A 26,138-nucleotide genomic window follows, 5' to 3' on the forward strand; every position below is an offset into this window, starting at 1 on the left:
GAGTTACAGTTACCGCATGGCACAGAAACCTGTCGCTGATGCGCTGACCCTTGAGCTCGAGCCGGTGGTCGAAGCGAACATGACCCGCCACCTCGACACCGAGGACATCTGGTTCGCCCACGACTACGTCCCGTTCGATCAGGGGGAGAACTTCGCATTCCTCGGCGGACGCGATTGGGATCCATCCCAGTCGACGCTGCCCAGAACGATCACCGACGCATGCGAGATCCTGCTGATCCTCAAGGACAACCTGGCCGGTCATCACCGTGAGCTCGTCGAGCACTTCATACTCGAGGATTGGTGGGGCCGCTGGCTCGGCCGGTGGACCGCAGAGGAGCACCTGCACGCCATCGCACTGCGCGAATACCTGGTGGTGACCCGGGAAGTCGACCCGGTCGCCAACGAGGACGTTCGAGTCCAACACGTGATGAAGGGCTACCGAGCCGAGAAGTACACGCAGGTCGAGACCCTGGTGTACATGGCGTTCTACGAGCGCTGCGGCGCGGTGTTCTGTCGTAATCTGGCCGCGCAGATCGAAGAGCCCATCCTGGCCGGACTCATCGACCGCATCGCCCGAGACGAAGTGCGACACGAGGAGTTCTTCGCCAACCTCGTTACGCACTGCCTGGACTACACGCGTGACGAGACGATCGCGGCGATCGCCGCCCGTGCCGCCGACCTCGACGTCCTCGGGGCCGACATCGAGGCCTACCGAGACAAGCTGCAGAACGTGGCCGACGCTGGCATTTTCGGCAAGCCGCAGCTACGGCAGCTGATCTCGGACCGCATCACGGCATGGGGCCTGGCTGGGGAGCCCTCCCTCAAGCAATTCGTCACGGGCTAGACACCCGTCGGCGCGCCTGCCCTGCGGGGGTACGGCCGGCGGAGTAGCGTCGCACTCGATGGCTAGCGACATGCTCTGCTGCCAGGGCGGCACCTTCCGTCACGACGGCTGTCATGACAAGGGCAGGACCGGCCCCGGTCCTGGTGTCGCTGCCCCCGCCGACATGCTCGGGTGGGTCCGCTCGAGCGCCGTTAGCTCGAGGAGCGCTCCGTGACCGATACCCGCACGTACGTGCTCGACACCTCTGTGCTGCTGTCCGATCCGTGGGCGTGCAGCCGGTTCGCCGAACACGATGTGGTGGTTCCGTTGGTGGTGATCAGCGAGCTAGAAGCCAAGCGCCACCACCACGAGCTGGGATGGTTCGCCCGCCAGGCGTTGCGTCTGTTCGACGATCTGCGCCTAGAACACGGGCGGTTGGATCAGCCGATTCCGGTTGGCACCCAAGGCGGTATGCTGCACGTCGAACTCAATCACACCGACCCGGCGGTGCTGCCCGCAGGCTTTCGCACCGACAGCAACGACTCGAGGATCTTGAGTTGCGCCGCCAACCTCGCCGCCGAGGGCAAGCGGGTCACGTTGGTCAGCAAGGACATTCCGCTGCGCGTTAAGGCCGCCGCGGTGGGGCTGGCCGCCGACGAGTACCACGCGCAGGACGTCGTTGTGTCCGGATGGTCGGGGATGCACGAGCTCGAGACCGCTTCCGCGGATATCGATGCGTTGTTCGCCGATGGCGAGATCGACCTGGTCGAAGCCCGGGACCTACCGTGTCACACCGGGATTCGGTTGCTGGGCGGCGGTTCCCACGCGCTGGGCCGGGTCAATGCGCATAAACGTGTTCAGCTGGTGCGAGGTGACCGTGAGGCGTTCGGTCTGCGTGGCCGCTCCGCCGAGCAGCGGGTGGCGCTGGATTTGCTGCTCGATGAGTCGGTGGGCATCGTGTCGCTGGGCGGCAAAGCCGGCACGGGCAAGTCCGCTTTGGCGTTGTGTGCGGGTCTGGAAGCCGTGCTGGAGCGACGCACCCACCGCAAGGTGGTGGTCTTCCGCCCGCTGTACGCGGTCGGCGGCCAGGAGCTGGGCTACCTGCCCGGTAGCGAGAGCGAGAAGATGGGCCCGTGGGCGCAGGCGGTCTTCGACACCCTCGAGGGGCTGGCCAGCCCGGCGGTGCTCGAGGAAGTGCTGTCCCGTGGCATGCTCGAGGTGCTGCCGCTGACCCACATCCGGGGCCGCTCGTTGCATGACTCGTTCGTCATCGTCGACGAGGCACAGTCGCTGGAGCGCAATGTGTTGCTGACCGTGCTGTCCCGGTTGGGGACCGGTTCCCGGGTGGTGTTGACCCACGACATCGCCCAGCGCGACAACCTGCGGGTCGGCCGCCACGACGGGGTCGCCGCGGTGATCGAGAAGCTCAAAGGTCATCCGTTGTTCGCCCACATCACCTTGCTGCGCAGTGAGCGCTCGCCGATCGCCGCGCTGGTCACCGAGATGCTCGAGGAGATCACCGGGCCGCGCTGAGTGCGCCTCCCGCGAGCAGACACAGAATCGCACTGCGCCGGCCCGGCGCGTGCGATTCTGTGTCTGCTCGCCGGTAGACTTCCTGGGTGCCGAAGCGACCCGACAACCAGACCTGGCGCTACTGGCGCACGGTTACCGGTGTCGTGGTCGCCGGTGCGGTGCTGGTGGTGGGCGGGCTTAGCGGCCGGGTCACACGGGCGGAGAACCTGAGCTGTTCGGTCATCAAGTGTGTCGCGTTGACCTTCGACGACGGTCCGGGGCCCTATACCGACCGGCTGCTGCACATCCTGACCGACAACGACGCCAAAGCCACCTTCTTCCTGATCGGCAACAAAGTGGCCGCCAACCCCGCCGGCGCCCGGCGCATCGCGGACGCGGGCATGGAGATCGGTAGCCATACCTGGGAACACCCCAATATGACCACGATTCCGCCCGAGGATATCCCCGGCCAATTCTCCAGGGCCAACGATGTGATCGCCGCGGCGACCGGCCGCACGCCGACGTTGTATCGCCCGGCCGGCGGACTGTCCAACGATGCGGTACGCCAGGCCGCGGCCAAGGTTGGGCAAGCCGAAATCCTTTGGGACGTTATACCTTTCGACTGGATCAACGACTCCAACACGGCAGCAACCCGGCACATGCTGATGACGCAGATCAAGCCGGGTTCGGTGGTGTTGTTCCACGACACCTACTCCAGCACCGTCGACGTGGTGTACCAGTTCATCCCGGTGCTCAAAGCCAACGGCTATCGCCTGGTGACCGTCAGCGAGCTGCTCGGGCCGAGGGCGCCAGGAAGCAGTTACGGCAGCCGGGAAAACGGTCCACCCGTCAACGAACTGCGTGACATTCCGGCCAGCGAGATCCCGCCGTTGCCCAACACCTCATCGCCCAAGCCGATGCCCAACTTCCCGATCACCGATATTGCGGGTCAGAATTCGGGCGGGCCAAATAACGGTGCGTAACCTCAGGACTTGTTGACCTTCAGCGCCTCAATGACCCTCTCGACGGTGGCGCGCGAGGTTGCATCACCGATGGGGGTGGCGCCCAGGAAGACGGTGACCGGCTTGGTGTCGACCGCGATGATCGTGACCGAATCACCTTTGACGTTGCGTGAACTGTCGGCGATTGTGATATCGGCGTCTACCCGGGCGGCCCTGACCCCGTCGACGGTGATCGACGACGTCTTGGTCGGGCCCAGGGTGGGCGACGAGCCTGCGTAGCCGGGGCCGTCGGCCACGCATTGCATCAACTTCGATGCTTGCGCGGCGACGTCCATGGTGGTGACGAAGTTGGTTATCGCAACCTCGGCTTGCATCATCCACTGGTCGGCACCGGCCACCTCGTGGCCGACGCCCACCGCGTCGATGAGGTTCGGGTTCTGGTCGTCGGAGAACGCCGACCACCCGGGTGCCGCGCTGGTCGGGAACGACAGCTTACCCGCACTGATCGAATCGCCGATGGGCTGCACACCGCCGGACACATTTGGGGTACAACCGGTTGCGGTTTGCTGGGAAAACGGTTGCGACGTGGGAGCACTCGTCGCCGGAGAGGTTGCCGTGGTCGACTTGTTGTCGCCGCGGAGGCCGATCACCAGGATCACCACCAGTAGGATGACACCCAGCACCGCGAGGCCGGCGAGGATCAGCCACGGTGTCTTCGATCCTGGCCCGGGCGGAGGTGGTCCTGGCGGATAGGGCCCCGCCGGCCAGCCGGGCGGATACTGCTGGGGTGGGTAGGCCGGCGGATAGGAGCCGCCCTGCGGTTGGCCTCCCCAATACGGGTCCTGCCCATACGTATTCGGGCCGTAGGGGTAGTTGCCGTAGGGGCCAGCGGGAGGAACCGTCATAGCCGATCGCTGTCGAGCTGCTCGGCCTTGGCCATTGCCAGCACGTCCAGACGGCGGTCCAGATCCTCGATCGACAGCCTGTCGCCGATCAGGCCACGGTCGATCACGGTTTGGCGAATCGTTTTGCGTTCCTTGAGTGCTTGCTTGGCGACGGCGGCCGCCTCCTCGTAGCCGATGGCCGAATTCAACGGTGTCACGATCGACGGTGAGGACTCGGCCAGCCGCCGCAGGTGCTCGACGTTGGCGGTCAGCCCTGCTATGCAGCGCTGGGCGAACAGCCGTGACACATTGGTCAGCAGCTTGAAGGACTCGAGGATGTTGCGGGCCATCATCGGGATGTAGACGTTGAGTTCGAATGCGCCGTTGGCCCCACCCCAGGCGATGGCGGCGTCGTTTCCGATCACCTGCGCGGCGACCTGCGTAACCGCCTCCGGCAGAACCGGATTCACCTTTCCCGGCATGATCGAGCTGCCCGGCTGCAGATCTGGCAGTTGGATCTCGGCCAGGCCGGTCAATGGGCCCGATCCCATCCAGCGGATGTCGTTGGCGATCTTGGTCAGCGATACCGCGATCGTGCGCAGCGCCCCGGACGCCTCCACCAGCCCGTCGCGGGCAGCCTGAGCTTCGAAAGAATTAGCCGCCGTACGCAATTCCGACAGACCGGTCTGCGCGACCAGCACCGCGACCACTCTGACGCCGAAGTCGTCGGGAGCGTTGAGGCCGGTACCCACCGCGGTGCCGCCGATCGCCAGCTCGCCCAGCCTGGGCAGACACGCGCGCACCCGCTCGATGCCGGCCTCGATCTGGCGGGCATATCCGCTGAACTCCTGGCCGAGTGTCACCGGAACGGCGTCCATCAGATGCGTTCGGCCCGACTTCACCACCGTGTGCCAATCAAGAGCCTTGGCGGCCAATGCGTCGTGCAGCTGCTGCAGCGCTGGGATGAGATGAGCGACCGCGGCCTCGGTGGCCGCGATGTGGGTGGCCGTCGGGAAGGTGTCGTTGGACGACTGCGACATGTTCACGTCGTCGTTGGGATGCAACGTGACCCCGCCCTTGGCCGCGATGGACGCAATCACCTCGTTGGTGTTCATGTTGGAGCTGGTGCCCGAGCCGGTCTGGAAGACGTCGATGGGAAACTGGTCGTCGTGTTGACCGTCGGCGATCTCGGCGGCCGCGGCGATGATGGCGTCGGCTTTCTCCGGCGCCAGCAACCCGAGGTCGGAGTTCACCTGCGCGCAGGCGCCTTTCAGCAGGCCTAGCGCGCGGATCTGGGTGCGCTCCAACCCGCGGCCGGATATCGGGAAGTTCTCCACCGCGCGCTGGGTTTGCGCGCGCCACAACGCTTTTGCCGGCACCCGGACTTCGCCCATGGTGTCGTGCTCGATGCGGTAATTGGCGCTGTCGGCGTCAACGGCCATTGATCGGGTTCCTTGTGTGTCGTGGGTGTGTTAGGGCAATGGGTACACGGCGCTGCTGTCGCCGGTGAAGTCGATCGCGGAGTATTCGTTGAGCTTTGAAAGCCGGTGGTAGGCCTCGATCATCCGGACGGTGCCGGACTTCGAGCGCATCACGATCGAATGGGTGGTGCAGCCGCCGGGGTAGTAACGCACTCCCTTGAGCAGGTCGCCGTCGGTGACCCCAGTGGCGCAGAAGAAGACGTTTTCCCCGGACACCAGATCTTCGGTGGTCAAGACCTGGTTCAGGTCGTAACCGGCTTCTAGGGCCTTGCGGCGTTCCGCGTCGTCGCGCGGGGCGAGCTGCGCCTGGATCGCCCCGCCCATGCAGCGGATCGCCGCGGCGGCGATGATTCCCTCCGGGGTGCCGCCGATCCCAGCTAGCAGGTCGGTGCCGGAGTGCGGTCGGCACGCCGAGATCGCGCCGGCGACGTCGCCATCGGTGATCAGCCGGATCCGGGCCCCGGTGGCGCGGACGTCGTGGATGAGTTGCGCGTGCCGCGGCCTGTCCAGGGTGCACACCGTCATGTCTCGCACCGACAGGTCCTTGACCTTGGCGACCGCTCGGATGTTTTCCGAGATCGGCGCGGTGATATCCAGCACGTGTGCGGCATCGGGGCCGACGGCGATTTTGTTCATGTAGAACACCGCCGACGGGTCGAACATGGTGCCGCGATCGGCTACCGCCAGCACCGAGATGGCGTTGGTCATGCCCTTGCTCATCAGCGTGGTGCCGTCAATGGGGTCGACGGCAAAGTCGCATTCCGGTCCGTCGCCGTTGCCCACTTCTTCGCCGTTGTAGAGCATTGGTGCGTGGTCCTTTTCGCCTTCGCCGATGACCACCACCCCGCGCATGGAAACCGAGTTGACCAGTTCGCGCATCGCGTCGACCGCCGCGCCGTCGCCGCCCTCCTTGTCGCCGCGGCCTACCCAGCGGCCCGCGGCCATGGCTCCGGCCTCGGTCACCCGGACCAGCTCCATGGCCAGGTTGCGGTCCGGGGCTTCCCGGCGCGATGGCCTGGTGTGCGACGGGTCGTGGCTGGCCACCGCGGCCGTCGACGAACCGGATCCCTCAGCTGTCATGGTTGGTGATTGTCCCAGAAGCCGAACCGTGCGCTGGAGCTGGGATACTGGCCATGTGACCGCCGAGCCGCAGCCGACCCCTAGGCCGGCTAAACCGCGGTTGCTGCAGGACGGCCGCGACATGTTCTGGTCGCTCGCGCCGCTGGTCGTGGGGTGCATCCTGTTGGCGGGCCTGGTTGGGATGTGCTCGTTTCAACTGGGCGGGACCAAGCGGGGACCGATCCCGTCCTACGATGCGGCCCAGGCGCTGCGGGCAGACGCCAAGACGCTGGGATTCCCGATACGGTTGCCGCAATTGCCAGGCGGCTGGACGCCCAACTCCGGGGGTCGCGGCGGCATCGAGAACGGGCGAGCGGACCCGGCAACCGGTCAACGCCGCAACGCGGCGACCTCAATCGTGGGATTCATCAGCCCGACCGGGAGATATCTGAGCTTGACCCAGAGCAACGCCGACGAGGACAAGCTGGTCGGCTCCATCCACCCGTCGATGTACCCGACGGGGACGGTCGACGTGGGCGGCACCCGTTGGGTCGTTTACGAGGGTTCGGACGAAAACGGTGCCGTCGAGCCGGTATGGACGACACGGCTCACCGGACCGGGCGGGGCCACCCAGCTGGCAATCACCGGTGCCGGCAGCATCGATCAGTTCCGCACGCTGGCGTCGGCGACGCAATCGCAGCCCCCGTTGCCCGCACGATAGCGGGTCTCACTCAGCGGTTGACGGAGGCGGGGCGTTTCTTGACGTGGCCGGGCCTCGACGCGGCAGCCACCTGCGGCGGACGGGTGGTGCTTCGAACTGTTCCAGTTCGACGCCTTTGTACACCGCGAGGTAGACGTCGATGGTGGTGACGATGAGGATCATCAGCACCGGGCCGATGATGATACCCCAGGGGCCGAACATGGTGATACCGGCGAACACCGACAGCAACATCAGCGCCGAGTTCAGCCGCGCGTCGCGCGGCACCAGGATCGGCCGCAGGACGTTGTCGATGTTGGTAACCACCAGCAGATGCCACAGCAGCACGAAGATTCCCCCGGCGATATTGCCGTAGAAGATCATCCCGATGCCGAACGGAATCGTCACGATGCCGCCGCCCAGCGGGATGATCGACAACGCGGTGAGCACGATGGCGAAGATGAAGAAGCCGTGGTGAAATCCGGCGATGTAGATCGATGCGGCGCCGGCGACTCCCTGGCACGCCGCGATGACGAACTGGCCGTTCACCGTGCCGCGGACCATCGAGCCCATCTTCTGCAGGTACAGATCCGTGACGTCTTCGCCGAGCGGGTTGAGCTGGCCGATCAGTGTCCTTAGCTTCTCGCGGTTCACCAAGAGCGCGACGAACACGTACACAAAGATGATGGCCGACGTGATGACACCGGCGAGGCTTCCGGCGGCGTCGCGCAGGAAGTGCAGCAGCCATTCGCCGACGTTCTGTGCTACCGAAATCATCGCTTTGCGCAGTGCGTCCGCGGTAACCGTGATGTGCAGGAACGGCACCCGGTCAAACAAGCCGTTGACGAATTGCAGGATCTTGTCGCCGAGGGTGCTCAGATCGGTCGTCCGCACCCAGTCGGCGACGGAGTCGACCATGCGAGCGATCTGCACGATCGCCAGCCCCACCAAGGCTCCCACCGGCACGACGACGGCGGCCAGCGCCGACAACAACGTGCAGGCGGCCGACAGGCCGGTATTGAAGCGCTTGGTGAACCACTTGAAAAGTGGCGTGAACAAATAGGCGCCGACGGCTGCCACCACGATCAGAACGAAATAGTTACGCAGGAAGTACGCACCGAACAGCAAAGCGATCAACGTGAGGATCGCCAGGGCGCGCTTCTGAGTGAGCGTGAATTCGGTGTTCAAAGCGGGTCCGCCCTTCGCTTCTTGGTGCTGACTCTGCGTCCAGCAGGCGGGTTACTCGCACTATTGCGTGGTGGATGCAGAGTCAACGGATGTCGGTGCAGTGCTGTAGACCTATGCCACCACCCAATCGAGGTCGAACGCGTTGCCGATGGCCTCGGCTAGAGCCGGCTCCTGCGACGCGAGCAGGTAGCCGATTTGACGACCAAGGTCACACACCGGGATCGTTTGGATGTTGTCGCAGCTGACGACTGACGGTTGATTCAGCCCGTTCACCGCGTCTACCGGGACTTCGGTGGCTAGCCCACGCACGGTTGTCGTGATCGGGGCGACGGTGACGTTCGTGAGGTGCGGACGTACGACCTCGCGGGTAAGGATCAGGACGGGTCTAGCCTTGTCAAGCTGTGCGATGTGGATAGGTCGCATCAGTCGATGTCGAGGGCGGTACGAGCGCAGTGGCCGGCCAGCGTATCCAGATCACCCGTGGCTGACGTGTTGGTGGCGAGGATCTCCGCGTCGCGTTCGGCGAGACGACGGCGGCGTTCCCGTTCCAGCGCCCGCAGCACGACAGCCGCACGGCTACGGGCATGCTGTCCCCGGACTTCGTCGTCGATGAACGCGACAATCTCATCGGGCAAGCGAACCGCAATCTGTGTACTCACTTCACAGATGGTACCAGTTTGGTATGCACCCGCCCCAAAACCGTTCGCGCCGCCGGCGAGGACGACCCCCCAGGGTAGGTACATTCCAGAAGTATGGTCGTCGACAGCTGCGTGGCCGAATCCCGCTATGGTCCGGTCCGGGGCGCCGATGATGGCCGCGTCAAAGTGTGGAAAGGCATCCGGTATGCCGCGCCACCACTAGGTGACCTGAGGTTCCGGACGCCCGAACCTCCCGAACGGTGGACCGAGGTCGCCGACGCCACAACCTTCGGTCCGGCCTGCCCGCAGCCGGCCATCCCCAACATGCCGCTCGATTTAGGGGCGTCGCAGAGCGAGGACTGTTGGAGCCTGAACATTTGGGCGCCGGCGGACACCGAGCCCGGTGACGGAAAACCCGTGATGGTGTGGCTGCACGGGGGCGCCTACATCCTGGGATCGGGCAGCCAGCCGCTCTATAACGGCCGCAGGTTGGCCGCCAGCGGCGACGTGGTCGTGGTGACGGTCAACTACCGGCTCGGAGCGCTTGGCTTCCTGGACTTGTCGTCGTTCAACACGTCACGGCGACGGTTCGACTCGAATATCGGCCTGCGTGACGTGCTGGCCGTGCTGCGCTGGGTAGCAGACAACATCGCGGTGTTTGGCGGCGATCCCGAGAAGGTCACGCTGTTCGGTGAATCCGCGCGGGAATCGTCACGACCCTGCTCGCCACCCCGGCGGCCGCGGGTCTGTTCGCGGCGGCGATCGCCCAGAGCTCACCGGCGACATCGGTCTACGACCAGGTGAGGGCTCGGCGCGTCGCGGTTTGCGTCCTCGACAAGCTGGGAATCGACCCGTCCGATGTGCACAGGTTCATGAAGTGCCGACCGCGGCAATCCTTTCCGCGTCCAGCGAAGTGTTCAACGAAGTGCCGGTTCGTAACCCCGGCACGCTGGCGTTCGTCCCGATCGTCGACGGCGATCTGCTGCCCGACTACCCGGTCAAGCTGGCGCAGGAGGGCCGCTCACACCCGGTTCCCTTGATCATCGGCACCAACAAGCACGAGTCGGCGCTCTTTCGGTTGATGCGCTCGCCGCTGATGCCGATCACCCCGCGCGATCACGTCGATGTTCACCCAGATTGCCGCCGAACAGCCCGATCTGCAAGTGCCAACCGAGGAGCAGATCGGCTCCGCGTACTCGCGATGGCGGCGCAAAGCACGCTCATTGAGTATGGCTACCGACGTCGGCTTCCGGATGCCGTCGGTGTGGCTCGCTGAAGGGCACAGCGGGGTGGCGCCGGTGTATCTGTATCGGTTTGACTACTCGACTCCGCTGCTGAAGCTGCTGCTGGTCCGGGCCGCCCATGCCACCGAATTGCCTTACGTCTGGGGCAATCTCGGAGGATCCCAGGACCCTGCATTGAAGTTGGGCGACGCCAAAGCCGCCATAGCGGTGTCCCGGAGGGTACGGACGCGGTGGATCAATTTCGCGACGCGGGGCAAACCCACGGGTCCCGATGGCGAGCCAGACTGGCCATGTTACGAGGAGGCCCATCGTGCCTGCCTGATTATCGGCAGGCGAGACGCCGTCGTGCACGACGTCGACGCACACATCCGAGCGACCTGGGGCAGCAAGTGGTGAGTTTCAGATAATTCTGGCTACGGCTTGACTGTGGCGGCCGTTTTTTCCGCCCGGGCCTCGTTCTTCATCTGCTCAAACAGACTCACGTAGTACGGCAGGCATTCGGTCAGCGCCTGCTGGGTGGTGAACAGCGGCTCATAGCCCAGGTCGCGGCGTGCCTTAGCGATCGAAAAGTAGTTGTCCAGGTACAGTCGTTCGACGGCCAGCGGCTCGAGCAGCGGCGCGGGGAATCCGAACCGGAAGTGCAGCCGCTGCCACCCCGTCATTACCCAGCGGACCGCGGGGCCGGAAATCCGCATCTTCGGCCAGCGCTGCCCGCACGCCTCGAGCACCGGCCGAGCGAACTCGAACATATTGATCGGCTCTGCGTCGTTGATGAAGTAAGCCTGCCCGGGCGCTGTGCCGTCCGGCACCAGATGGGCAGCGGCCAAGATGAAACCGTGAATCAGGTTGTGCACGTAAGAGTTATCCAGCCGGGCCGACTTGCGCCCGACCAGCACCTTGACGTGGCCCTTGAGCACACTTTCGAACAGCTTGCGGAACATCGTCTGATCGCCGTTTCCCCAGATGCCGCTGGGCCGGATCGCGCACGTCAGCATGCCGTCGACACCGTTCTGGGCCAACACGAATCGCTCGGCAACCACCTTGGTCTCGGTGTAGAGGTCGTTGAACCGGTCGGTATAGGGCAGCGTCTCGTCACCGCCGGCGATGTTCTGGCCGCCCATCACCACACTGTTGGATGACGTGTAGACGAACCGCTGCACCCCGGCCCGCTGGCCGGCGTGCAGCAGGTTCTCGGTGCCGCCGACGTTGACCGCAAAGCTACGTTGGCGGTACTCGTCGGTGACCGACGCGCCGCCCATCAGCTCGATGATCGCTGCGGTGTGGAAGATCGTGTCGATGCCGTCCACGGCCGCGGCGCAGACGTCCGCGTCGGTGATGTCCCCTTGCAGCACCTCCAGTTGCGGATGCGCAGGCAACAGCGACGGCGCGCGGTCGAAGGAACGCACCCAGTGCCCGCGGTCCAGCAAGGTGGTCACCAGGTTGGCGCCCACGAAGCCCGCGCCGCCGGTGACCAGAACGCGGCCGAGCTCGGTTGTCAGCGATGCATCACCCATGCGGCGAAGCATAACCTTGCCTTAGCCGTTTTGGGCCTCGTCGCCGGCCAGCACATCGGACACCCGCTGGCGTGCACCAGCTAAGTGCTCCTCGCACCTTTTGGCGAGTTGCTCCCCTCTTTCCCACAGTCGCAGCGACGCATCGAGGTCCAATCCGCCCTGCTCCAGAAGCCGCACGACTTCCATCAGCTCGTCCCGGCAGGCTTCATAGCCAAGCTGACTGACAGGCACAGTTGCGTGGGTTCTGCCCGTGTCATCGCCGTTGGGGTCACAGACCATTGGTTTGTCCTTCACTGACCGCCGCTAGGGCTCCGTCGGCAACCCGCACGCGCAGCTTGGTGCCTTCCGGTGCGTCGTGGACCGACCGCAGCACCTGTGGTTCGGATCCGCCCTCGGGTCCCGTCTGAGCAACGGTCTGCACTATGGCATAGCCGCGGGCGAGCGTGGCGGCCGGACCCAGCGTGGCCAGGCGTGCGGCCAGATGACCGATGCGTTCGGTCTCGGCGGCGACCATCAGGGTGAGGTTGCGACGAAGCGTCGAGCGGGCTCGGTGGACCTCCTCGGCGCGCACGCTGACCATCGTCATCGGATCGGCCAGCACCGGGCGGCTACGCAACTGCGCGACTGCCCGTTGCTCGCGGGAAACCCAGTTGCGCAACGCCTGGGCGCTGCGCCGGCGCAGATCGTCGATCAGCCGCTGCTCGGCTGCGGTGTCGGGAACCACTTTCTTGGCGGCGTCGGTGGGGGTGGCGGCGCGCAGGTCGACGACCAGATCGCACAGCGGATTGTCGGGTTCGTGACCGACGGCGCTGACCACGGGCGTACGGCAGGCCGCGATCGCGCGGCACAACGTCTCGTCAGAAAACGGCAGCAGGTCCTCGACGGAGCCGCCGCCCCGGGCCAGCACGATCACGTCGACGTCCGGGTCTCGATCGAGCTCGCGCAGCGCCTCGACGATCTGGCCGACGGCGTTGGGGCCCTGCACGGCGACGTTGCGGACGGCGAAACGTGCCGCTGGCCAGCGCGCCGAGGCCACCGTCGTAACGTCACGTTCGGCGGCACTCGCACGGCCGGTGATCAGACCGATCATGTTGGGCAGGTACGGGATCGGCCGCTTGAGGCGGGGGTCGAAGAGCCCCTCGGCGTCCAGCAGCCGGCGCAGCCGGTCGATGCGTGCCAGCAGCTCGCCGATGCCGACAGCGCGAATCTCGCTGAGCCGCAAGGAGAATGTGCCACGTCCGGTGTAGAACGAGGGCTTGCCGCAGACCACTACCTGAACGCCTTCGGCCAGCTTCACCGGCGCGGACAGCACCAGGTCGCGGGAACACGTCACGGTCAGCGACATGTCGGCCGCAGGATCGCGCAATACCATGAACACCGTCTTGGCGTCTGGGCGCATTGTGATCTGGGCCAATTGCCCCTCCACCCAGACCGCGCCCAGCTTGTCGATCCAGCCCGCGACCCGGATTGCCACCGCGCGAACCGGGAACGGATTCTCCGCCGAATTCTGGGTCACTTCGCAGTCGCGCGGGTGATCCTGTTGGCGAGCAGCGTCTGGAACGGGGCACGGGCCTTGGTGGCCTGCTCGTAGGCCAGCAGGGCCTCGAGCTCGGGGACATCGAGCGTGTGCAGCCTGGCCCGCAGCTGGGCCAGCGTCAGCGCCGGATAGTCGAGTTCGGCTGCCACCGCAGGCGTCGGAACTGTCGGCTTGGCCGCCGACTTGGGGTGCTTGGCGGTTTTGGGATTGGTCGAGCGATCCGCACTCCTGGATGCTGTCGTCGTTTCCGGCGTATCGGATACCGAGTACAACGCGAACCGCCCGTCGGACCGGCGATCGTCGTTCTTGGCTTCGCTGGCATCCGACAAGCCGAGCAATGGAATCGAAGTCCCTTCGAGCGCGTCGGGCAAGTCCTCGTCGAATGTTGCCCACTCCGGCTTCTCGTCCTTGGGCGGAAACAGCGTCTCCAGGGTGTTGTCGCCCTTGATCACCAGTTCGGCCAGGCCCTGTTGGAATCGCATCACCACGTGCGCCGCCTGGCTGGCCAGGGTCATTGGGTACATCAGGATGGTTCGTGGCAGCTTCATCGTCTCCTCAACGGCGACTGTCGCCGCGCCGACCAATAGCCGAACCCCATACGGTGCAGTAGCCATGGATCCAAGACTGCCTCAAGCAGCGGCTAACTCCAAGCCGGTGGCCGTGAGCTGGCGGGTTCGTGTCGGCCCAAAGTACCCTGAATGCCATGGTTCCGACGGTCGACATGGGGATTCCCGGGGCTTCGGTATCGTCGCGATCGGTGGCCGACCGTCCCAACCGTAAGCGGGTGCTGCTGGCCGAGCCGCGTGGCTACTGCGCTGGCGTGGATCGGGCCGTCGAAACGGTCGAACGCGCGCTTCAAAAACACGGCCCGCCTGTCTACGTGCGTCACGAGATCGTGCATAACCGCCACGTGGTTGACACCCTGGCTAAGGCCGGTGCGGTTTTCGTCGAAGAGACCGAGCAGGTTCCCGAGGGAGCGATTGTGGTGTTCTCCGCGCACGGGGTCGCGCCTACGGTGCACGTCAGCGCCAGCGAGCGCAACCTGCAGGTCATTGACGCCACCTGCCCGCTGGTCACCAAGGTGCACAACGAGGCCAGGCGGTTCGCCCGGGACGACTACGACATCTTGCTGATCGGTCATGAGGGCCACGAGGAAGTCGTCGGTACTGCTGGGGAAGCTCCCGATCATGTGCAGCTGGTCGACGGGGTGGACGCCGTCGACCAGGTGACCGTCCGTGACGAGGACAAAGTGGTTTGGCTGTCGCAGACCACCCTGTCCGTCGATGAGACCATGGAGATTGTCGGGCGGTTGCGTCGGCGTTTCCCCAAGCTGCAGGATCCGCCCAGCGACGACATCTGCTATGCGACCCAGAATCGGCAGGTCGCGGTCAAGGCGATGGCGCCCGAGTGCGAGCTGGTCATCGTGGTCGGCTCGCGCAATTCGTCGAATTCGGTTCGGCTGGTCGAGGTGGCGCTGGGTGCCGGGGCGCGGGCCGCCCACCTGGTGGACTGGGCCGACGATATCGACTCGGCCTGGCTGGACGGCGTTACCACGGTCGGCGTTACGTCGGGGGCATCGGTCCCCGAGGTGCTGGTGCGCGGTGTGCTGGAGCGGCTGGCCGAATGCGGCTACGACATCGTGCAACCGGTGACAACGGCCAACGAGACGTTGGTGTTCGCATTGCCCCGGGAGCTCCGCTCACCTCGCTGAGCACATCCGCTCACGGTTAGACGTCGTATTCCCAGGATTCAGCCGGTGGTCTGCGCGGTGCCCGCGAACGATCCCGCCGATCGAACCGCTGCTCCTCGCGGTAGTTGTCCCGCCGCGCGTCGCGAGTAGCTGACCCGCGGTAGCGGACCTGCGAGATCGGATGGTGTGTCGGGTTGGTTGGCTCGCTGGGACGGGCGCGTCGGCGTTGGGACTCGTAGGTGGGCTCGTAGCGCGCATAGGGCTGGTATCGAGCACCCCGACGTTCGTACCGGTTGACGGGCTCGGCAGGCCCGGAGGGTTCGGACGGCTGGTAGCTGCGGTAAGAATCGAAGCGGCTGCTGCGCGGTGCCGGCCGTTCGTGGGCATTGCGGCGCGGGTGCGGATCATTCTGCGGCCTAGGGCGGCGGCGCGATCGACGCTCGGCTATGGGTTCGCGGTTGTCCTCCGACGGGGGTCGGGCGTGTCGGGAACGAGTACGGGCAGGCCGCTGGGCCGACCGCCGGCCGCCGTCGTCGTCCGAATCGCCGGTCATCAGCGAGCTGAGCTTCCTGGCGATGCTGTCGAACAGAGCCGTCCCGAGATACCACCTGACCAGTCCGATCAGCAGCACGCCGGCAGCCGTGCCCAGCATCAGCGGGAAACGTTCGATGAGCGAGTAGCCGCAGTTGATCAAGAGGTCTTTGAACTTGCCGATCGTGCCCCCGTGGAACAGCCAGTAGGCCCCGGGCACGGCGCAGAAAAGTATCAGTGGCGGCTGGACGAGCGCGGTGAACAGGTCCGACTGCCGGACGGCCAGGACCGCCCCCACGCAGCCGGCGATATAGCAGCCGGTAAAGACGAGGGTTAGCGCCTTGTGGCCCGATCCGGCGTCGATTGCATACCCGATCGCCGTCGCGGTGACGGCGATCAGGATGGCAGCCCACCACGGCACACCTGGGATGTGGGGGTGAATCGAGCGGTGACTTGCCTGTACCGCCGACCTCGCCCGCTGCGCTGACACACGTCGACCGTACCGGCAATGGCGCCGAAGGCGGCACCGCCTCGCCTTAAACTTGGCTCTCTGTGAGCTTGAGCCTGGGGATCGTGGGCCTGCCCAACGTCGGCAAGTCGACACTTTTCAACGCGCTGACCCGAAACAACGTGGTCGCGGCCAACTACCCGTTCGCGACGATCGAACCGAACGAAGGTGTCGTCTCCCTGCCCGATCCCCGCCTGGACAAGCTTGCTGAGCTTTTCGGATCGCAGCGAGTCGTACCCGCGCCGGTCACCTTCGTGGATATCGCCGGCCTGGTCAAGGGGGCGTCCGAGGGAGCCGGGCTGGGTAACAAGTTCCTGGCTCATATCCGCGAATGCGACGCCATTTGTCAGGTGGTGCGGGTGTTCGTCGACGACGACGTGACTCATGTCACCGGACGGGTCGATCCCCAGTCCGACATTGAGGTCGTCGAGACCGAGCTGATCCTGGCAGATCTGCAAACCCTGGAGCGGGCCACGGGCCGGCTGGAGAAGGAAGCGCGCACCAACAAGGCGCGCAAGCCGGTCTACGACGCGGCACTGCGTGCCCAGCAGGTGCTCGACGCCGGCAAGACGCTGTTCGCCGCGGGGGTGGATGCCGCCGCGTTGCGCGAGCTGAACCTGCTGACCACCAAGCCCTTCCTGTATGTGTTCAACGCCGACGAGGCGGTGCTCACCGACCCGGCGCGAGTCGGTGAGCTGCGCGCGTTGGTGGCGCCCGCCGATGCGGTGTTCCTGGACGCCGCCATCGAGTCGGAGTTGACCGAACTGGACGACGAGTCGGCCGCGGAGCTGCTGGAGTCCATCGGGCAGAGCGAGCGCGGGCTGGACGCGCTGGCCCGGGCGGGTTTTCACACCCTGAAGTTGCAGACCTTTTTGACCGCGGGCCCCAAGGAAGCGCGGGCGTGGACCATCCATCAAGGCGACACCGCGCCGAAGGCGGCCGGGGTGATCCACAGCGACTTCGAGAAGGGTTTCATCAAGGCCGAGATCGTGTCCTACGACGACCTGGTGGCCGCGGGTTCGATGGCGGCGGCCAAGGCGGCCGGCAAGGTCCGGATCGAAGGCAAGGACTACGTGATGGCCGACGGTGACGTAGTGGAGTTCCGATTCAACGTGTAGGCGGGAAAGCCGGGACGCAGCCAGAGCCCAGATCCCATGGCATCATTGCTTGCATCGAGTGATGCATGTATTGATGGGAGTTGGTGAATGAGGACGACGGTGACCGTTGACGACGCCTTGTTAGCCAAAGCGGCCGAATTGACTGGGGTGAAAGAGAAGTCGACGCTCCTGCGCGAGGGGTTGCAGACACTGGTCCGGGTGGAGAGCGCCCGGCGGTTGGCGGCTCTCGGCGGCACCGACCCGCAAGCTACCGCGGCGCCGAGACGCCGGACGTCGCCCCGGTGATCCTGGTCGACACTTCGGTATGGATTGAGCACCTGCGCGCCGCCGACGCGCGACTCGTCGAGCTGCTGGGCGATGACGAGGCCGGTTGCCATCCGCTCGTCATCGAGGAGCTGGCGCTTGGCTCGATCAAGCAGCGAGACGTTGTTCTCGATCTGTTGGCCAACCTCTACCAGTTTCCGGTGGTGACCCACGACGAAGTGTTGCGGCTTGTCGGTCGGCGGCGGTTGTGGGGTCGGGGACTCGGTGCCGTCGATGCCAACCTTCTTGGTTCGGTGGCTCTGGTTGGCGGCGCGCGACTATGGACGCGGGACAAGCGGTTGAAGGCGGCGTGCGCGGAAAGCGGTGTTGCGCTGGCTGAGGAAGTGTCCTGAGTTGTATACCGTCAGCGTTGCTGGGAGTAATCGACCCGGTGCCGCGTGGCGCATGTTCGGCCATGTTCATTGCCCGATTTGGCGCGATAGCGTGATTTATGTTGATTTGTTACATTCGCACTGAACCCTTCCGTATCTATTTTTATATTGTTGCGTGACATATCCGCTGTACGCGTGGGACGGGCCATTATTTGGATAATGCGTGATAAGCACCACAAGAATTGATTTCCTATGGATATTGTCGGTAGCGTTCGCGTCCATGATTGCTCTTGCAACGCTGTTGACGCTTATCAATCAAGTCGTCGGCACTCCGTATATTCCCGGTGGCGATTCTCCCGCCGGGACCGACTGCTCGGAGCTGGCTTCGTGGGTATCGAATGCGGCGACGGCCAGGCCGGTTTTCGGAGATAGGTTCAACACCGGCAACGAGGAAGCCGCCTTGGCGGCTCGGGGCTTTCAACAGGGAACCGCCCCCAATGCCTTGGTGATCGGTTGGAATGGCCACCACACGGCGGTGACGCTGCCCGATGGCACGCCCGTATCCAGTGGTGAAGGCGGTGGCGTGCGGGTCGGTGGCGGTGGCGCCTACCAGCCCAAATTCACCCACCACATGTATCTGCCGATGGATGTGGACGCGGGAGAAGACCAGCCGCCGGCGCCAGATGAGCCGGTCACCGCGGTCGACGACGTGGAACCGGAAATGCCTGCACCGTGCCCGACCCAGCGCCCGCCGGTGACCCCGAGACATAACCTGTGCAACAAACTCCGGACTATGCCAGGGGCGCTCTCGGCCGCGCTGGCCGCGGCGGCGCCGGTCTGGCCGGCCCCTATAAGCGGCTGCCGCGGGTTCAGCACGTCCCTCTTAGCAAAAAGAAATCACCCAGTAATCGTCGGGAAATAGAGTGTACCCAAACCAATCCTTCCGTGGCGGAAATATTCTTGGCGCTTCTCCAACGCCTTCGCCAAATCGTTGTCCACGGAACGATTTCACTTATGCAAGCACGGCGCTGCCATACGGATGTGTAGTCGAATGGCCGACGAACCGCGCTTAGAAGCCGGCGCGCACCCCTTCGAAGAGGGCCGGGACAAGGCCCCCGAACTTCGTGCCACTCAGATGGACCATGTCCGGTTCACCGAAGGTCGGCGTGAACGTAACCGTGACCGGCTCGAGCGGAGCCAGCAGTTCCGCCAACCGGGTCGCTGACAGCGACCAACTCGTATCCGTACTCCGGTGACACGTCAATCGACTGCGATATCGACGTCTGGCCGAACAAGAAACCGTTGACGGCGTTGCCCGGAGCCTGCAGAACCGCACCGGTGGCCCCCAACAGGTTCCCGCTATGCAGCGCACCGACAAATGCCGTGTTGCTGTCCTGCAACCCCCTGACCGTGCCCAGGGCACCCATACGTCATCGTCGAGCACACAGCGTAGCCGCCGGGCGCTCCGGCTCTGGGTGAAATGACGCTGGGGCCTCAAGGCCAGCACCGGTTACCCACTTCTCGGCCCCGGGAGCGCACCATGCGCACGGCGATGTCGCCCCGTCAGGCATGTGCCCAAACCGTGGACAACGCACGTTGTCACCGTTTATCGTGAGCGCAAAGTGGGAGTATGGAGTGTACGTGCCCGGCCCGGGTACCCTGAGCGGCAATGATCTTCATCGTCGTCAAGTTCGAGACCAAACCCGAGTGGACCGAGCGCTGGCCGGATTTGGTCGCATCGTTCACCGCGGCCACGCGTGCCGAAGAGGGCAACCTATGGTTCGAGTGGTCCCGCAGCCTCGACGACCCGGCCGAGTACGTCCTGGTCGAATCCTTCCGTGACGGCGAGGCCGGCGGCGTACACGTCAACAGCGATCACTTCAGGCAGGCCATGCGGGAACTGCCGAAGGCACTGGCGTCCACCCCCAAGATCATCAGCCAAACCATCGATGCGACGGGTTGGTCGGCGATGGGGGAGATGACGGTCGGGTAACCGGCGAGGCCCGATCAGCCGCCCACGTCGACCGCGATTTCGTGACCCAGCCGATAACCCGGCGCCAGGGGCAGCGAGTCACCGCTCCAGAACTTGCCGGGGTCGAACCAGTGCGCGTCCTTGTCGGTGACCAGCAATCCCATTTCCTCATAGGTGATGGCCACCGTCTCCGCGCAATATGCCGTCGCCAGGCCCATCGTGCGCTGCTGTTGCTTACGTCGCTGGGTTTGTTCGCGCACCTTGCGGTCCAGCACCGGTATGCCGCGCAGCCAATCGTTGAGGGTCGGAAGCCGGCCGCGCAGCCACCGGCCGGTCAACCGGGCGGTGGTTGGGAAAGGCGTGCCGTTCATCCGCGCGATGACCCGCAGCAGTTTGTCCTCCTGGTCGCGATTGGCGTGCGGTGTCAGTTGACGCAGCCAGCACCGCTGCCGATAACGGCCGGCCCACTGCTGCACGACTTGGCGGGCGTCGTTGAGCTGCACGCCGCGGTGGTTGGTGCCGGTCCATACGTCGAGCAGCTTGTCGCCCAGTTCGGCATGCCAGATCAGCGGCGGCAAGTCGTCGATGGCCACCGTCATGCCGACGTGGTTCACCGGGGCGTTCGTCAAGGTCTGGATCGCCCGGTCGGGTCGGGAACGGCCGCGAAACAGCCAGAGGTCGCCGGTGCGGGTTTCGTTCAGCGCTCGATCCAGCGCTAGCGTGCTCGGGTCCACCCCATGCACCATAGGCGGATATAGCCTGTCGGGGTGCGCAACGTGTGGAAGTGGGTCGGGCTGGCCGGTGTCGCCGGCGTCGTCGCGGGTGGCGCCCTGGTGGCGCGCGATCAACGGAAACGACGTGCCTACACGCCCGACGAGGTGCGGGCCCGATTGCACCAGAGGCTGGACGAATCCGACGTCGACGGTTATCAGTCCAGGTCCGGCCCGGGTGCCGCGTCGAGCGAGAACAGGCGATAGCTGCCGAAACGGATATCGGCACAGTCGCTGACGGCGTCGTGCACCGGTTCGCCTACCAGGATCTGGCCGCCGACCGCTTGCCCCGCAACCCGAGCGGTCATTGCGACGTTGCGGCCGAACAGATCGTCACCGTGCCGCACCGAGCGCCCCATGTGGTGCCGATCCGCACCCGAATTCCCTGGTTCCGCTTACGCTTTGCGCTGTTGCGCAGCGCGTCCTGGATGTCGATGCCGCACCGCACCGCCTGTTCGGCGCGGGCGAACGCGATCATGAACCCGTCACCCTGACTCGTGACCATGTGCCCGGACCAGCGCCGCACCAGCTCATGAACCAGCTTGTCATGCGCGCCAATCAACTTGACCCATGTGCGATCCCCGATTCGTTCGTCGAGCGCGGTGGACTCCTCGATGTCGGAGAACAGGATCACCACCCGGCCGTCCGGGGTTACCCGAGCCAGGTCGGGACGCTCTACCTCGGCCCAGTCGGCGGGGTCCTCGATCGAGCTGCGCACGGCCGCTCCGAACCCTTCTTTGCGCACCAGGTTCGCGGTCTGCCAGACCGTCTTTACCGCTTCACGACCACCCGACAGCATTGCGGGCGTCGAGCCGCTCCCGCGGTTGCTCGGTTTCCTGGCGTATCCGCCTCAGCCGGATGCGCATCGGGACGAGTCCGCCGGCCTCGATCGTGGCGATCCCGGCCAGGATGTAGACCGCGATCTGCAGCGTCGGGTTGTCGGGCCAATGGGCTAGGGTTGAGTTCGGCCGCCGCGGGAAAGCAAGTCTGGAGGTGCGGGTTTGGTTGACGGCGGAGGTGGCGCGTCAGATCTGTTGGTGATCTTCGGAATTACCGGTGACCTGGCCCGCAAGATGACCTTCCGCGCGTTGTATCGGCTCGAGCGCCACCAGTTGCTGGACTGCCCCATCCTGGGTGTGGCCAGTGACGACATGTCCGTCGGGCAGTTGGTCAAGTGGGCTCGCGAGTCCATCGGTCGTACCGAAAAGATCGACGATGCGGTGTTCGACCGGTTGGCGGGCCGGTTGTCCTACCTGCACGGTGACGTCACCGACAGCCAGCTCTACGATTCGCTGGCCGAACTGATTGGCTCGGCCTGTCGGCCGCTGTATTACCTGGAAATGCCGCCGGCGCTGTTCGCGCCGATTGTCGAAAATCTCGCGAACGTGCGGCTGTTGGAGCGCGCACGCGTTGCCGTGGAAAAGCCGTTCGGCCACGACCTGGCCTCCGCGCTCGAACTCAACGCCCGGCTGCGAGCGGTGTTGGGCGAAGACCAAATCCTGCGTGTGGACCACTTTCTGGGCAAGCAGCCCGTCGTCGAGCTGGAGTACCTGAGGTTCGCCAATCAGGCGTTAGCCGAGCTCTGGGATCGCAACAGCATCTCCGAGATCCACATCACCATGGCCGAGGACTTCGGGGTGGAGGACCGCGGCAAGTTTTACGACGCCGTCGGTGCCCTGCGTGACGTCGTGCAAAACCATCTGCTGCAGGTGCTGGCGCTGGTGACGATGGAACCGCCGGTCGGTTCCAGCGCCGATGACCTCAACGACAAGAAGGCCGAGGTCTTCCGGGCGATGGCGCCGCTGGATCCCGATCGGTGCGTGCGTGGGCAGTACCTCGGCTACACCGAAGTTGCGGGCGTAGCAAGCGATTCGGCGACCGAAACGTATGTCGCGCTGCGAACCGAGATCGACAACTGGCGCTGGGCCGGGGTGCCGATCTTCGTGCGGGCCGGAAAAGAGCTGCCCGCGAAGGTCACCGAAGTACGGCTATTTCTACGCCGAGTTCCGGCATTGGCCTTTCTGCCCAACCGCCGACCGGCCGAGCCCAACCAGATTGTGCTGCGTATCGACCCCGATCCGGGTATGCGACTGCAGATTTCGGCCCACACCGACGACTCGTGGCGAGATATCCACCTGGACTCCTCGTTCGCGGTGGACCTCGGTGAACCGATACGACCCTATGAGCGGCTGCTGTATGCCGGATTGGTCGGCGATCACCAGTTGTTCGCCCGCGAGGACAGCATCGAGCAGACGTGGCGGATCGTGCAGCCGCTGCTCGACAACCCGGGTGAAATCCATCGGTACGATCGCGGTTCCTGGGGTCCGGAAGCCGCGCAGTCGTTGCTGCGCGGTCACCGCGGTTGGCAGTCGCCGTGGCTGCCCCGCGGCACGGACGCATGAGTTCAAGGAGACGAAAAGGCGATGCAACTAGGAATGATCGGTCTGGGCCGGATGGGTGCGAATATCGTCCGCCGCTTGGCCAAAGGTGGACACGACTGCGTGGTCTACGACCACGACCCCGACGCGGTCAAGGCGATGGCCGGGGAGGACCGGACCACCGGGGTGGCCTCGTTGCGTGAGTTGTCTCAGCGGCTCTCCGCCCCGCGAGTTGTCTGGGTGATGGTGCCCGCGGGGAACATCACCACCGCGGTGATCGAAGAGCTGGCCAACACGCTCGAGGCCGGCGACATTGTGATCGACGGTGGCAACACCTATTATCGCGACGATCTGCGGCACGAAAAGCTGTTGTTCAAGAAGGGAATTCACCTACTCGACTGTGGCACCAGCGGCGGTGTGTGGGGTCGGGAACGTGGCTACTGCCTGATGATCGGCGGGGATGGCGACGCGTTCGCGCGCGCGGAGCCGATCTTCGCCACCGTCGCGCCGGGGGTGGCGGCCGCCCCGCGCACCCCGGGCCGAGACGGTGAGGTCGCGCCATCGGAACAAGGCTATTTGCATTGTGGGCCTTGCGGTTCGGGTCACTTCGTGAAGATGGTCCACAACGGCATCGAATACGGGATGATGGCCTCCTTGGCGGAGGGATTGAACATCCTGCGCAATGCCGACGTCGGCACCCGCGTGCAACACGGTGACGCCGAAACCGCGCCGCTGCCGAATCCCGAGTGCTACCAGTACGACTTCGACATCCCGGAGGTCGCCGAGGTATGGCGGCGGGGCAGCGTGATCGGCTCCTGGCTGCTGGATTTGACCGCGATCGCGCTGCGCGAATCACCTGACCTAGCGGAATTCTCCGGACGGGTCTCCGACTCTGGCGAGGGCCGGTGGACCGCCATCGCGGCGATCGACGAGGGCGTGCCCGCGCCGGTGCTGACCACCGCGCTGCAGTCCCGCTTCGCCTCGCGTGACCTCGACGACTTCGCCAACAAGGCGCTGTCGGCGATGCGCAAGCAGTTCGGCGGACACGCCGAGAAACCGGCTAACTAAGTCGCCTGACGAAGTCCACCACGACGTCGGTGAACGCGTCGTTGTCGTCGCCGGCGGCGGTGCGCCCCGCGTTGGACAATTCGACGAACTCCGCGTTGGGCACCTTGGCCAGGAAGTCCCGGGCACCGTCGGAACTGACCACGTCGGACAGCTTTCCGCGAATCAACAGGACCGGGATCGTCAGGCCCATGGCAGCCCGTTCGAAGTTCTCGGTGCGCAGCTGCGGGTCGTGCCCCGGCGCGGTCATCATGGCCGGATCCCAGTGCCAGTGCCAGCGTCCGTCTCGCAGGCGCAGATTCCTCTTCAGGCCCTCGGGACTGCGCGGCTTGTCGCGGTGCGGCAGATACTCGGCGACTGCGTCGGCGGCTTCCTCGAGCGAACCGAAGCCGTCGATGTTGCCCAGCATGAAGTCCCGGATACGGGCGTTGCCCTCCTTCTCGTAACGCGGCACCACGTCGACCAATACCAGTCCGTTCACCGTCTGCGGACCGGCGCGCTCGGCGACCAGGATGCCAGTCAGTCCGCCCATGCTGGCCTCGACCACCACCACACGGCGGCCGATCGCCTCGACGACGTGTAGCACATCGGTGGTCGGGGTCTCCACGGCATAGTCGGCGCCGGGAGCGCGGTCGCTGTCACCGGGTCCGCGGGTGTCCAGCGCAACGACGTGGTGCCCCTCGTCGGCCAGGATCTGGCCGGTGTTTTTCCAGGAAAACCGGTTTTGGCCGCCACCGTGCAACATCAGGATCGTCGGCCGATCGGCCGCTGCGGCGCCCCGATTCCACTCGTCGGCGACCAGGGTAATCCCACGAGCACCGGAAAACGCGACCGCTTGGGGACTGCTGCTCACGGCGCTCACGGGTCCTGACGTTACCTTGCTGGGCACGCGCCAAATCGTCATCGCCGACCTGGAGGATGCGGTGATCAAGGTGCCCTAGCTACTGGCCTCTTGGGTTCCGCCGGTTACGTTGGACCATGCGGGCTGGACGCGGCGAACGGGAGTCAACATGGCGGACGACAATGGCTGAACCACACTGGATTGACGTGAAGGGTCCCAACGGCGACCTGAAAGCCTTGACCTGGGGGCCGGCCGGCGCGCCAGTTGCGTTGTGCTTGCACGGCTTTCCGGATACCGCCTACGGGTGGCGCAAGGTCGCACCCCGGCTGGCCGAGTCCGGCTGGCACGTCGTGGCGCCGTTCATGCGTGGTTATGCGCCGTCTTCGATTCCGGCCGACGGCAGCTATCACGTCGGTGCGTTGATGCACGACGCCCTGCGGGTGCGCTCGGCTGCCGGTGGCACCGAGCGCGATGTGATCATCGGCCACGACTGGGGCGCGATCGCCGCTACCGGCCTGGCCGCCATGCCCGACAGCCCGTTTGCCAAGGCGGTGATCATGTCGGTGCCGCCGTCGGCGGCATTTCGCCCGCTGGGCCGGGTGCCCGAGCGTGGCCGGTTGCTGCGTGAGTTGCCGCATCAGCTGCTGCGCAGCTGGTACATCCTGTACTTCCAGTTGCCCTGGCTGCCGGAGCGATCCGCCTCCTGGGTGGTGCCGCTGCTGTGGCGGCGTTGGTCGCCGGGCTATCACGCCGAGGAAGACCTGCGGCATGTCGACGCCGCGATCGGGACGCCGGAGGGCCGGCGGGCGGCCTTGGGACCGTATCGCGCCACCATGCGCAACACCCGGGCCCCGGCGGACTATGCCGACTTGAATCGGCTGTGGACCGAGGCGCCGAAGCTGCCGGTTCTGTACCTGCATGGCCACGACGATGGCTGTGCCACATCGGCATTCACTCATTGGACGGCAAGGGTGTTGCCCGCCGGCAGTGAGGTGGCCGTAGTGGAACACGCCGGGCACTTCTTGCAGCTCGAGCAGCCGGACAAGATTGCAGAGTTGATCGTGGCGTTCATTGGCTCACCCGGCTGAAGT

General features: G+C 65.3%; 29 protein-coding genes and 2 pseudogenes. 16 read left to right on the forward strand and 15 right to left on the reverse strand.

Translation table 11 applies throughout. From position 1 onward, the window contains the following. Window positions 1-16: 16 nt before the first annotated feature. From FF952_RS05845 to FF952_RS05855, 3 genes are all read left to right on the forward strand, one after another. A complete protein-coding gene (locus FF952_RS05845; RefSeq protein ID WP_003405801.1) occupies window positions 17-844 on the forward strand; it encodes an acyl-ACP desaturase in 828 nt (275 codons plus the stop codon). Window positions 845-1,054: 210 nt separating this feature from the next. Next, window positions 1,055-2,356, forward strand: coding sequence for an RNA 5'-3' helicase PhoH2 (phoH2, locus tag FF952_RS05850; RefSeq protein WP_023642022.1), 1,302 nt, complete (start codon window positions 1,055-1,057; stop codon window positions 2,354-2,356). 86 nt (window positions 2,357-2,442) lie between these two features. Further along, window positions 2,443-3,318, forward strand: a complete 876-nt coding sequence (locus FF952_RS05855; RefSeq protein ID WP_003898725.1) for a polysaccharide deacetylase family protein — start codon at window positions 2,443-2,445, stop codon at window positions 3,316-3,318. 2 nt (window positions 3,319-3,320) lie between these two features. Here FF952_RS05855 and FF952_RS05860 read toward each other — a convergent pair whose 3' ends face one another. Genes FF952_RS05860 through glpX form a run of 3 tightly spaced genes read right to left on the reverse strand, consistent with a single transcriptional unit; the run spans window position 3,321 to window position 6,742 of the window. After that, a complete protein-coding gene (locus FF952_RS05860; RefSeq protein WP_003405804.1) occupies window positions 3,321-4,202 on the reverse strand; it encodes a hypothetical protein in 882 nt (293 codons plus the stop codon). Further along, window positions 4,199-5,623 (reverse strand): class II fumarate hydratase, encoded by a 1,425-nt coding sequence (locus tag FF952_RS05865; protein WP_003405805.1) that lies wholly within the window; start codon window positions 5,621-5,623, stop codon window positions 4,199-4,201. Before FF952_RS05865 ends, FF952_RS05860 begins: the two co-directional genes overlap by 4 nt. Before the next feature lie 30 nt (window positions 5,624-5,653). Beyond that, window positions 5,654-6,742 (reverse strand): class II fructose-bisphosphatase, encoded by a 1,089-nt coding sequence (glpX, locus tag FF952_RS05870; protein WP_017351234.1) that lies wholly within the window; start codon window positions 6,740-6,742, stop codon window positions 5,654-5,656. Between the two features lie 55 nt (window positions 6,743-6,797). On the opposite strand from glpX, the gene FF952_RS05875 reads away from it, so the two are divergent. Then, window positions 6,798-7,442, forward strand: coding sequence for a DUF4245 domain-containing protein (locus FF952_RS05875; RefSeq protein WP_003915494.1), 645 nt, complete (start codon window positions 6,798-6,800; stop codon window positions 7,440-7,442). Window positions 7,443-7,448: 6 nt separating this feature from the next. Here FF952_RS05875 and FF952_RS05880 read toward each other — a convergent pair whose 3' ends face one another. The 3 genes from FF952_RS05880 to mazE3 form a co-directional block, all read right to left on the reverse strand. After that, window positions 7,449-8,606: an AI-2E family transporter gene (locus tag FF952_RS05880; RefSeq protein ID WP_003898727.1), complete on the reverse strand. Its 1,158-nt coding sequence runs from the start codon at window positions 8,604-8,606 to the stop codon at window positions 7,449-7,451. Window positions 8,607-8,717: 111 nt separating this feature from the next. Further along, the gene (mazF3, locus tag FF952_RS05885; protein ID WP_003405820.1) at window positions 8,718-9,029 is read right to left on the reverse strand and encodes a type II toxin-antitoxin system toxin endoribonuclease MazF3; all 312 of its coding nucleotides are present in this window, start codon (window positions 9,027-9,029) and stop codon (window positions 8,718-8,720) included. Further along, on the reverse strand, window positions 9,029-9,349 hold the full coding sequence (mazE3, locus tag FF952_RS05890; RefSeq protein WP_003405836.1) for a type II toxin-antitoxin system antitoxin MazE3: 321 nt from the start codon (window positions 9,347-9,349) through the stop codon (window positions 9,029-9,031). Before mazE3 ends, mazF3 begins: the two co-directional genes overlap by 1 nt. A 9-nt stretch (window positions 9,350-9,358) precedes the next feature. On the opposite strand from mazE3, the pseudogene FF952_RS05895 reads away from it, so the two are divergent. Then, a pseudogene (locus FF952_RS05895) lies at window positions 9,359-10,895 on the forward strand (carboxylesterase/lipase family protein). Window positions 10,896-10,901: 6 nt separating this feature from the next. On the opposite strand, the gene FF952_RS05900 reads toward FF952_RS05895, so the two are convergent. Genes FF952_RS05900 through FF952_RS05915 form a run of 4 tightly spaced genes read right to left on the reverse strand, consistent with a single transcriptional unit; the run spans window position 10,902 to window position 14,153 of the window. After that, window positions 10,902-12,014 carry a 3 beta-hydroxysteroid dehydrogenase/delta 5-->4-isomerase gene (locus FF952_RS05900; RefSeq protein ID WP_003405840.1) on the reverse strand — a complete coding sequence of 371 codons (1,113 nt, stop codon included), beginning with the start codon at window positions 12,012-12,014 and terminating at the stop codon, window positions 10,902-10,904. A gap of 9 nt (window positions 12,015-12,023) precedes the next feature. Continuing rightward, window positions 12,024-12,281 (reverse strand): exodeoxyribonuclease VII small subunit, encoded by a 258-nt coding sequence (locus FF952_RS05905; RefSeq protein WP_003405844.1) that lies wholly within the window; start codon window positions 12,279-12,281, stop codon window positions 12,024-12,026. Further along, complete coding sequence (xseA, locus tag FF952_RS05910) at window positions 12,271-13,518, reverse strand: exodeoxyribonuclease VII large subunit (RefSeq protein WP_003405846.1); 1,248 nt, start codon at window positions 13,516-13,518, stop codon at window positions 12,271-12,273. Before xseA ends, FF952_RS05905 begins: the two co-directional genes overlap by 11 nt. Next, complete coding sequence (locus tag FF952_RS05915; RefSeq protein ID WP_003898730.1) at window positions 13,515-14,153, reverse strand: lipid droplet-associated protein; 639 nt, start codon at window positions 14,151-14,153, stop codon at window positions 13,515-13,517. The genes xseA and FF952_RS05915 overlap by 4 nt, the downstream gene beginning before the upstream one ends. Window positions 14,154-14,242: 89 nt before the next feature. On the opposite strand from FF952_RS05915, the gene FF952_RS05920 reads away from it, so the two are divergent. Beyond that, window positions 14,243-15,250, forward strand: coding sequence for a 4-hydroxy-3-methylbut-2-enyl diphosphate reductase (locus tag FF952_RS05920; RefSeq protein WP_003405853.1), 1,008 nt, complete (start codon window positions 14,243-14,245; stop codon window positions 15,248-15,250). Between the two features lie 16 nt (window positions 15,251-15,266). On the opposite strand, the gene FF952_RS05925 is transcribed toward FF952_RS05920, so the two are convergent. Next, window positions 15,267-16,250, reverse strand: a complete 984-nt coding sequence (locus tag FF952_RS05925) for a DUF6542 domain-containing protein (RefSeq protein ID WP_003903326.1) — start codon at window positions 16,248-16,250, stop codon at window positions 15,267-15,269. A gap of 62 nt (window positions 16,251-16,312) precedes the next feature. Between FF952_RS05925 and ychF the strand changes: the two genes are divergently transcribed. The 5 genes from ychF to FF952_RS05950 all read left to right on the forward strand — a co-directional run bounded on the left by ychF (window position 16,313) and on the right by FF952_RS05950 (window position 19,246). Beyond that, complete coding sequence (gene ychF / locus FF952_RS05930) at window positions 16,313-17,386, forward strand: redox-regulated ATPase YchF (protein ID WP_003898732.1); 1,074 nt, start codon at window positions 16,313-16,315, stop codon at window positions 17,384-17,386. 87 nt (window positions 17,387-17,473) lie between these two features. Further along, window positions 17,474-17,671, forward strand: a complete 198-nt coding sequence (locus tag FF952_RS05935; protein WP_003405863.1) for a type II toxin-antitoxin system VapB family antitoxin — start codon at window positions 17,474-17,476, stop codon at window positions 17,669-17,671. Beyond that, on the forward strand, window positions 17,668-18,042 hold the full coding sequence (locus tag FF952_RS05940) for a type II toxin-antitoxin system VapC family toxin (RefSeq protein WP_003405865.1): 375 nt from the start codon (window positions 17,668-17,670) through the stop codon (window positions 18,040-18,042). Before FF952_RS05935 ends, FF952_RS05940 begins: the two co-directional genes overlap by 4 nt. Before the next feature lie 202 nt (window positions 18,043-18,244). After that, window positions 18,245-18,943, forward strand: coding sequence for a hypothetical protein (locus FF952_RS05945; RefSeq protein WP_003898733.1), 699 nt, complete (start codon window positions 18,245-18,247; stop codon window positions 18,941-18,943). Between the two features lie 117 nt (window positions 18,944-19,060). Continuing rightward, a complete protein-coding gene (locus tag FF952_RS05950) occupies window positions 19,061-19,246 on the forward strand; it encodes a hypothetical protein (RefSeq protein ID WP_003901093.1) in 186 nt (61 codons plus the stop codon). Here FF952_RS05950 and FF952_RS05955 read toward each other — a convergent pair. After that, complete coding sequence (locus FF952_RS05955) at window positions 19,173-19,448, reverse strand: hypothetical protein (protein ID WP_003405867.1); 276 nt, start codon at window positions 19,446-19,448, stop codon at window positions 19,173-19,175. The two genes, FF952_RS05950 and FF952_RS05955, sit on opposite strands and share 74 nt — an antisense overlap. Before the next feature lie 242 nt (window positions 19,449-19,690). Here FF952_RS05955 and FF952_RS05960 point away from each other — a divergent pair, with 242 nt between their 5' ends. Then, window positions 19,691-20,014 carry a putative quinol monooxygenase gene (locus tag FF952_RS05960; RefSeq protein WP_003405871.1) on the forward strand — a complete coding sequence of 108 codons (324 nt, stop codon included), beginning with the start codon at window positions 19,691-19,693 and terminating at the stop codon, window positions 20,012-20,014. Between the two features lie 14 nt (window positions 20,015-20,028). Here the strand turns inward: FF952_RS05960 and FF952_RS05965 are convergent, their stop codons facing one another. Next, complete coding sequence (locus FF952_RS05965; RefSeq protein WP_003911399.1) at window positions 20,029-20,739, reverse strand: hypothetical protein; 711 nt, start codon at window positions 20,737-20,739, stop codon at window positions 20,029-20,031. 21 nt (window positions 20,740-20,760) lie between these two features. On the opposite strand from FF952_RS05965, the gene FF952_RS05970 reads away from it, so the two are divergent. After that, on the forward strand, window positions 20,761-20,970 hold the full coding sequence (locus tag FF952_RS05970) for a hypothetical protein (protein WP_003911400.1): 210 nt from the start codon (window positions 20,761-20,763) through the stop codon (window positions 20,968-20,970). Here FF952_RS05970 and FF952_RS05975 read toward each other — a convergent pair. After that, window positions 20,922-21,692, reverse strand: a pseudogene (locus FF952_RS05975) (adenylate/guanylate cyclase domain-containing protein). The gene FF952_RS05970 and the pseudogene FF952_RS05975 sit on opposite strands and share 49 nt — an antisense overlap. A gap of 72 nt (window positions 21,693-21,764) precedes the next feature. On the opposite strand from FF952_RS05975, the gene FF952_RS05980 reads away from it, so the two are divergent. Next, the gene (locus FF952_RS05980) at window positions 21,765-23,165 is read left to right on the forward strand and encodes a glucose-6-phosphate dehydrogenase (protein ID WP_003898735.1); all 1,401 of its coding nucleotides are present in this window, start codon (window positions 21,765-21,767) and stop codon (window positions 23,163-23,165) included. 21 nt (window positions 23,166-23,186) lie between these two features. After that, window positions 23,187-24,209 carry a phosphogluconate dehydrogenase (NAD(+)-dependent, decarboxylating) gene (gene gnd / locus FF952_RS05985; protein WP_003405880.1) on the forward strand — a complete coding sequence of 341 codons (1,023 nt, stop codon included), beginning with the start codon at window positions 23,187-23,189 and terminating at the stop codon, window positions 24,207-24,209. Here the strand turns inward: gnd and FF952_RS05990 are convergent. Next, on the reverse strand, window positions 24,202-25,068 hold the full coding sequence (locus FF952_RS05990; RefSeq protein ID WP_003898736.1) for an alpha/beta fold hydrolase: 867 nt from the start codon (window positions 25,066-25,068) through the stop codon (window positions 24,202-24,204). The two genes, gnd and FF952_RS05990, sit on opposite strands and share 8 nt — an antisense overlap. A gap of 161 nt (window positions 25,069-25,229) precedes the next feature. Here FF952_RS05990 and FF952_RS05995 point away from each other — a divergent pair, with 161 nt between their 5' ends. Beyond that, on the forward strand, window positions 25,230-26,135 hold the full coding sequence (locus tag FF952_RS05995; protein WP_003911402.1) for an alpha/beta fold hydrolase: 906 nt from the start codon (window positions 25,230-25,232) through the stop codon (window positions 26,133-26,135). The last annotated feature ends 3 nt before the right edge of the window (window positions 26,136-26,138 follow it).

The sequence above is a fragment of the Mycobacterium tuberculosis complex sp. N0072 genome, assembly GCF_030323725.1.
Classification (GTDB): domain Bacteria; phylum Actinomycetota; class Actinomycetes; order Mycobacteriales; family Mycobacteriaceae; genus Mycobacterium; species Mycobacterium tuberculosis.

Coding starts and splice junctions, on each gene's coding strand:
- FF952_RS05950 (WP_003901093.1), top strand. CDS start 19,061: ATGTGTAGTCGAATGGCCGACGAACCGCGCTTAGAAGCCGGCGCGCAC.
- FF952_RS05965 (WP_003911399.1), bottom strand. CDS start 20,739: ATGGTGCATGGGGTGGACCCGAGCACGCTAGCGCTGGATCGAGCGCTG.
- gnd (WP_003405880.1), top strand. CDS start 23,187: ATGCAACTAGGAATGATCGGTCTGGGCCGGATGGGTGCGAATATCGTC.
- FF952_RS05960 (WP_003405871.1), top strand. CDS start 19,691: ATGATCTTCATCGTCGTCAAGTTCGAGACCAAACCCGAGTGGACCGAG.
- FF952_RS05900 (WP_003405840.1), bottom strand. CDS start 12,014: ATGCTTCGCCGCATGGGTGATGCATCGCTGACAACCGAGCTCGGCCGC.
- FF952_RS05955 (WP_003405867.1), bottom strand. CDS start 19,448: ATGGGTGCCCTGGGCACGGTCAGGGGGTTGCAGGACAGCAACACGGCA.
- FF952_RS05845 (WP_003405801.1), top strand. CDS start 17: ATGGCACAGAAACCTGTCGCTGATGCGCTGACCCTTGAGCTCGAGCCG.
- FF952_RS05995 (WP_003911402.1), top strand. CDS start 25,230: ATGGCTGAACCACACTGGATTGACGTGAAGGGTCCCAACGGCGACCTG.
- FF952_RS05920 (WP_003405853.1), top strand. CDS start 14,243: ATGGTTCCGACGGTCGACATGGGGATTCCCGGGGCTTCGGTATCGTCG.
- mazF3 (WP_003405820.1), bottom strand. CDS start 9,029: ATGCGACCTATCCACATCGCACAGCTTGACAAGGCTAGACCCGTCCTG.
- mazE3 (WP_003405836.1), bottom strand. CDS start 9,349: ATGTACCTACCCTGGGGGGTCGTCCTCGCCGGCGGCGCGAACGGTTTT.
- FF952_RS05915 (WP_003898730.1), bottom strand. CDS start 14,153: ATGGCTACTGCACCGTATGGGGTTCGGCTATTGGTCGGCGCGGCGACA.
- FF952_RS05935 (WP_003405863.1), top strand. CDS start 17,474: ATGAGGACGACGGTGACCGTTGACGACGCCTTGTTAGCCAAAGCGGCC.
- glpX (WP_017351234.1), bottom strand. CDS start 6,742: ATGACAGCTGAGGGATCCGGTTCGTCGACGGCCGCGGTGGCCAGCCAC.
- FF952_RS05865 (WP_003405805.1), bottom strand. CDS start 5,623: ATGGCCGTTGACGCCGACAGCGCCAATTACCGCATCGAGCACGACACC.
- FF952_RS05860 (WP_003405804.1), bottom strand. CDS start 4,202: ATGACGGTTCCTCCCGCTGGCCCCTACGGCAACTACCCCTACGGCCCG.
- FF952_RS05905 (WP_003405844.1), bottom strand. CDS start 12,281: ATGGTCTGTGACCCCAACGGCGATGACACGGGCAGAACCCACGCAACT.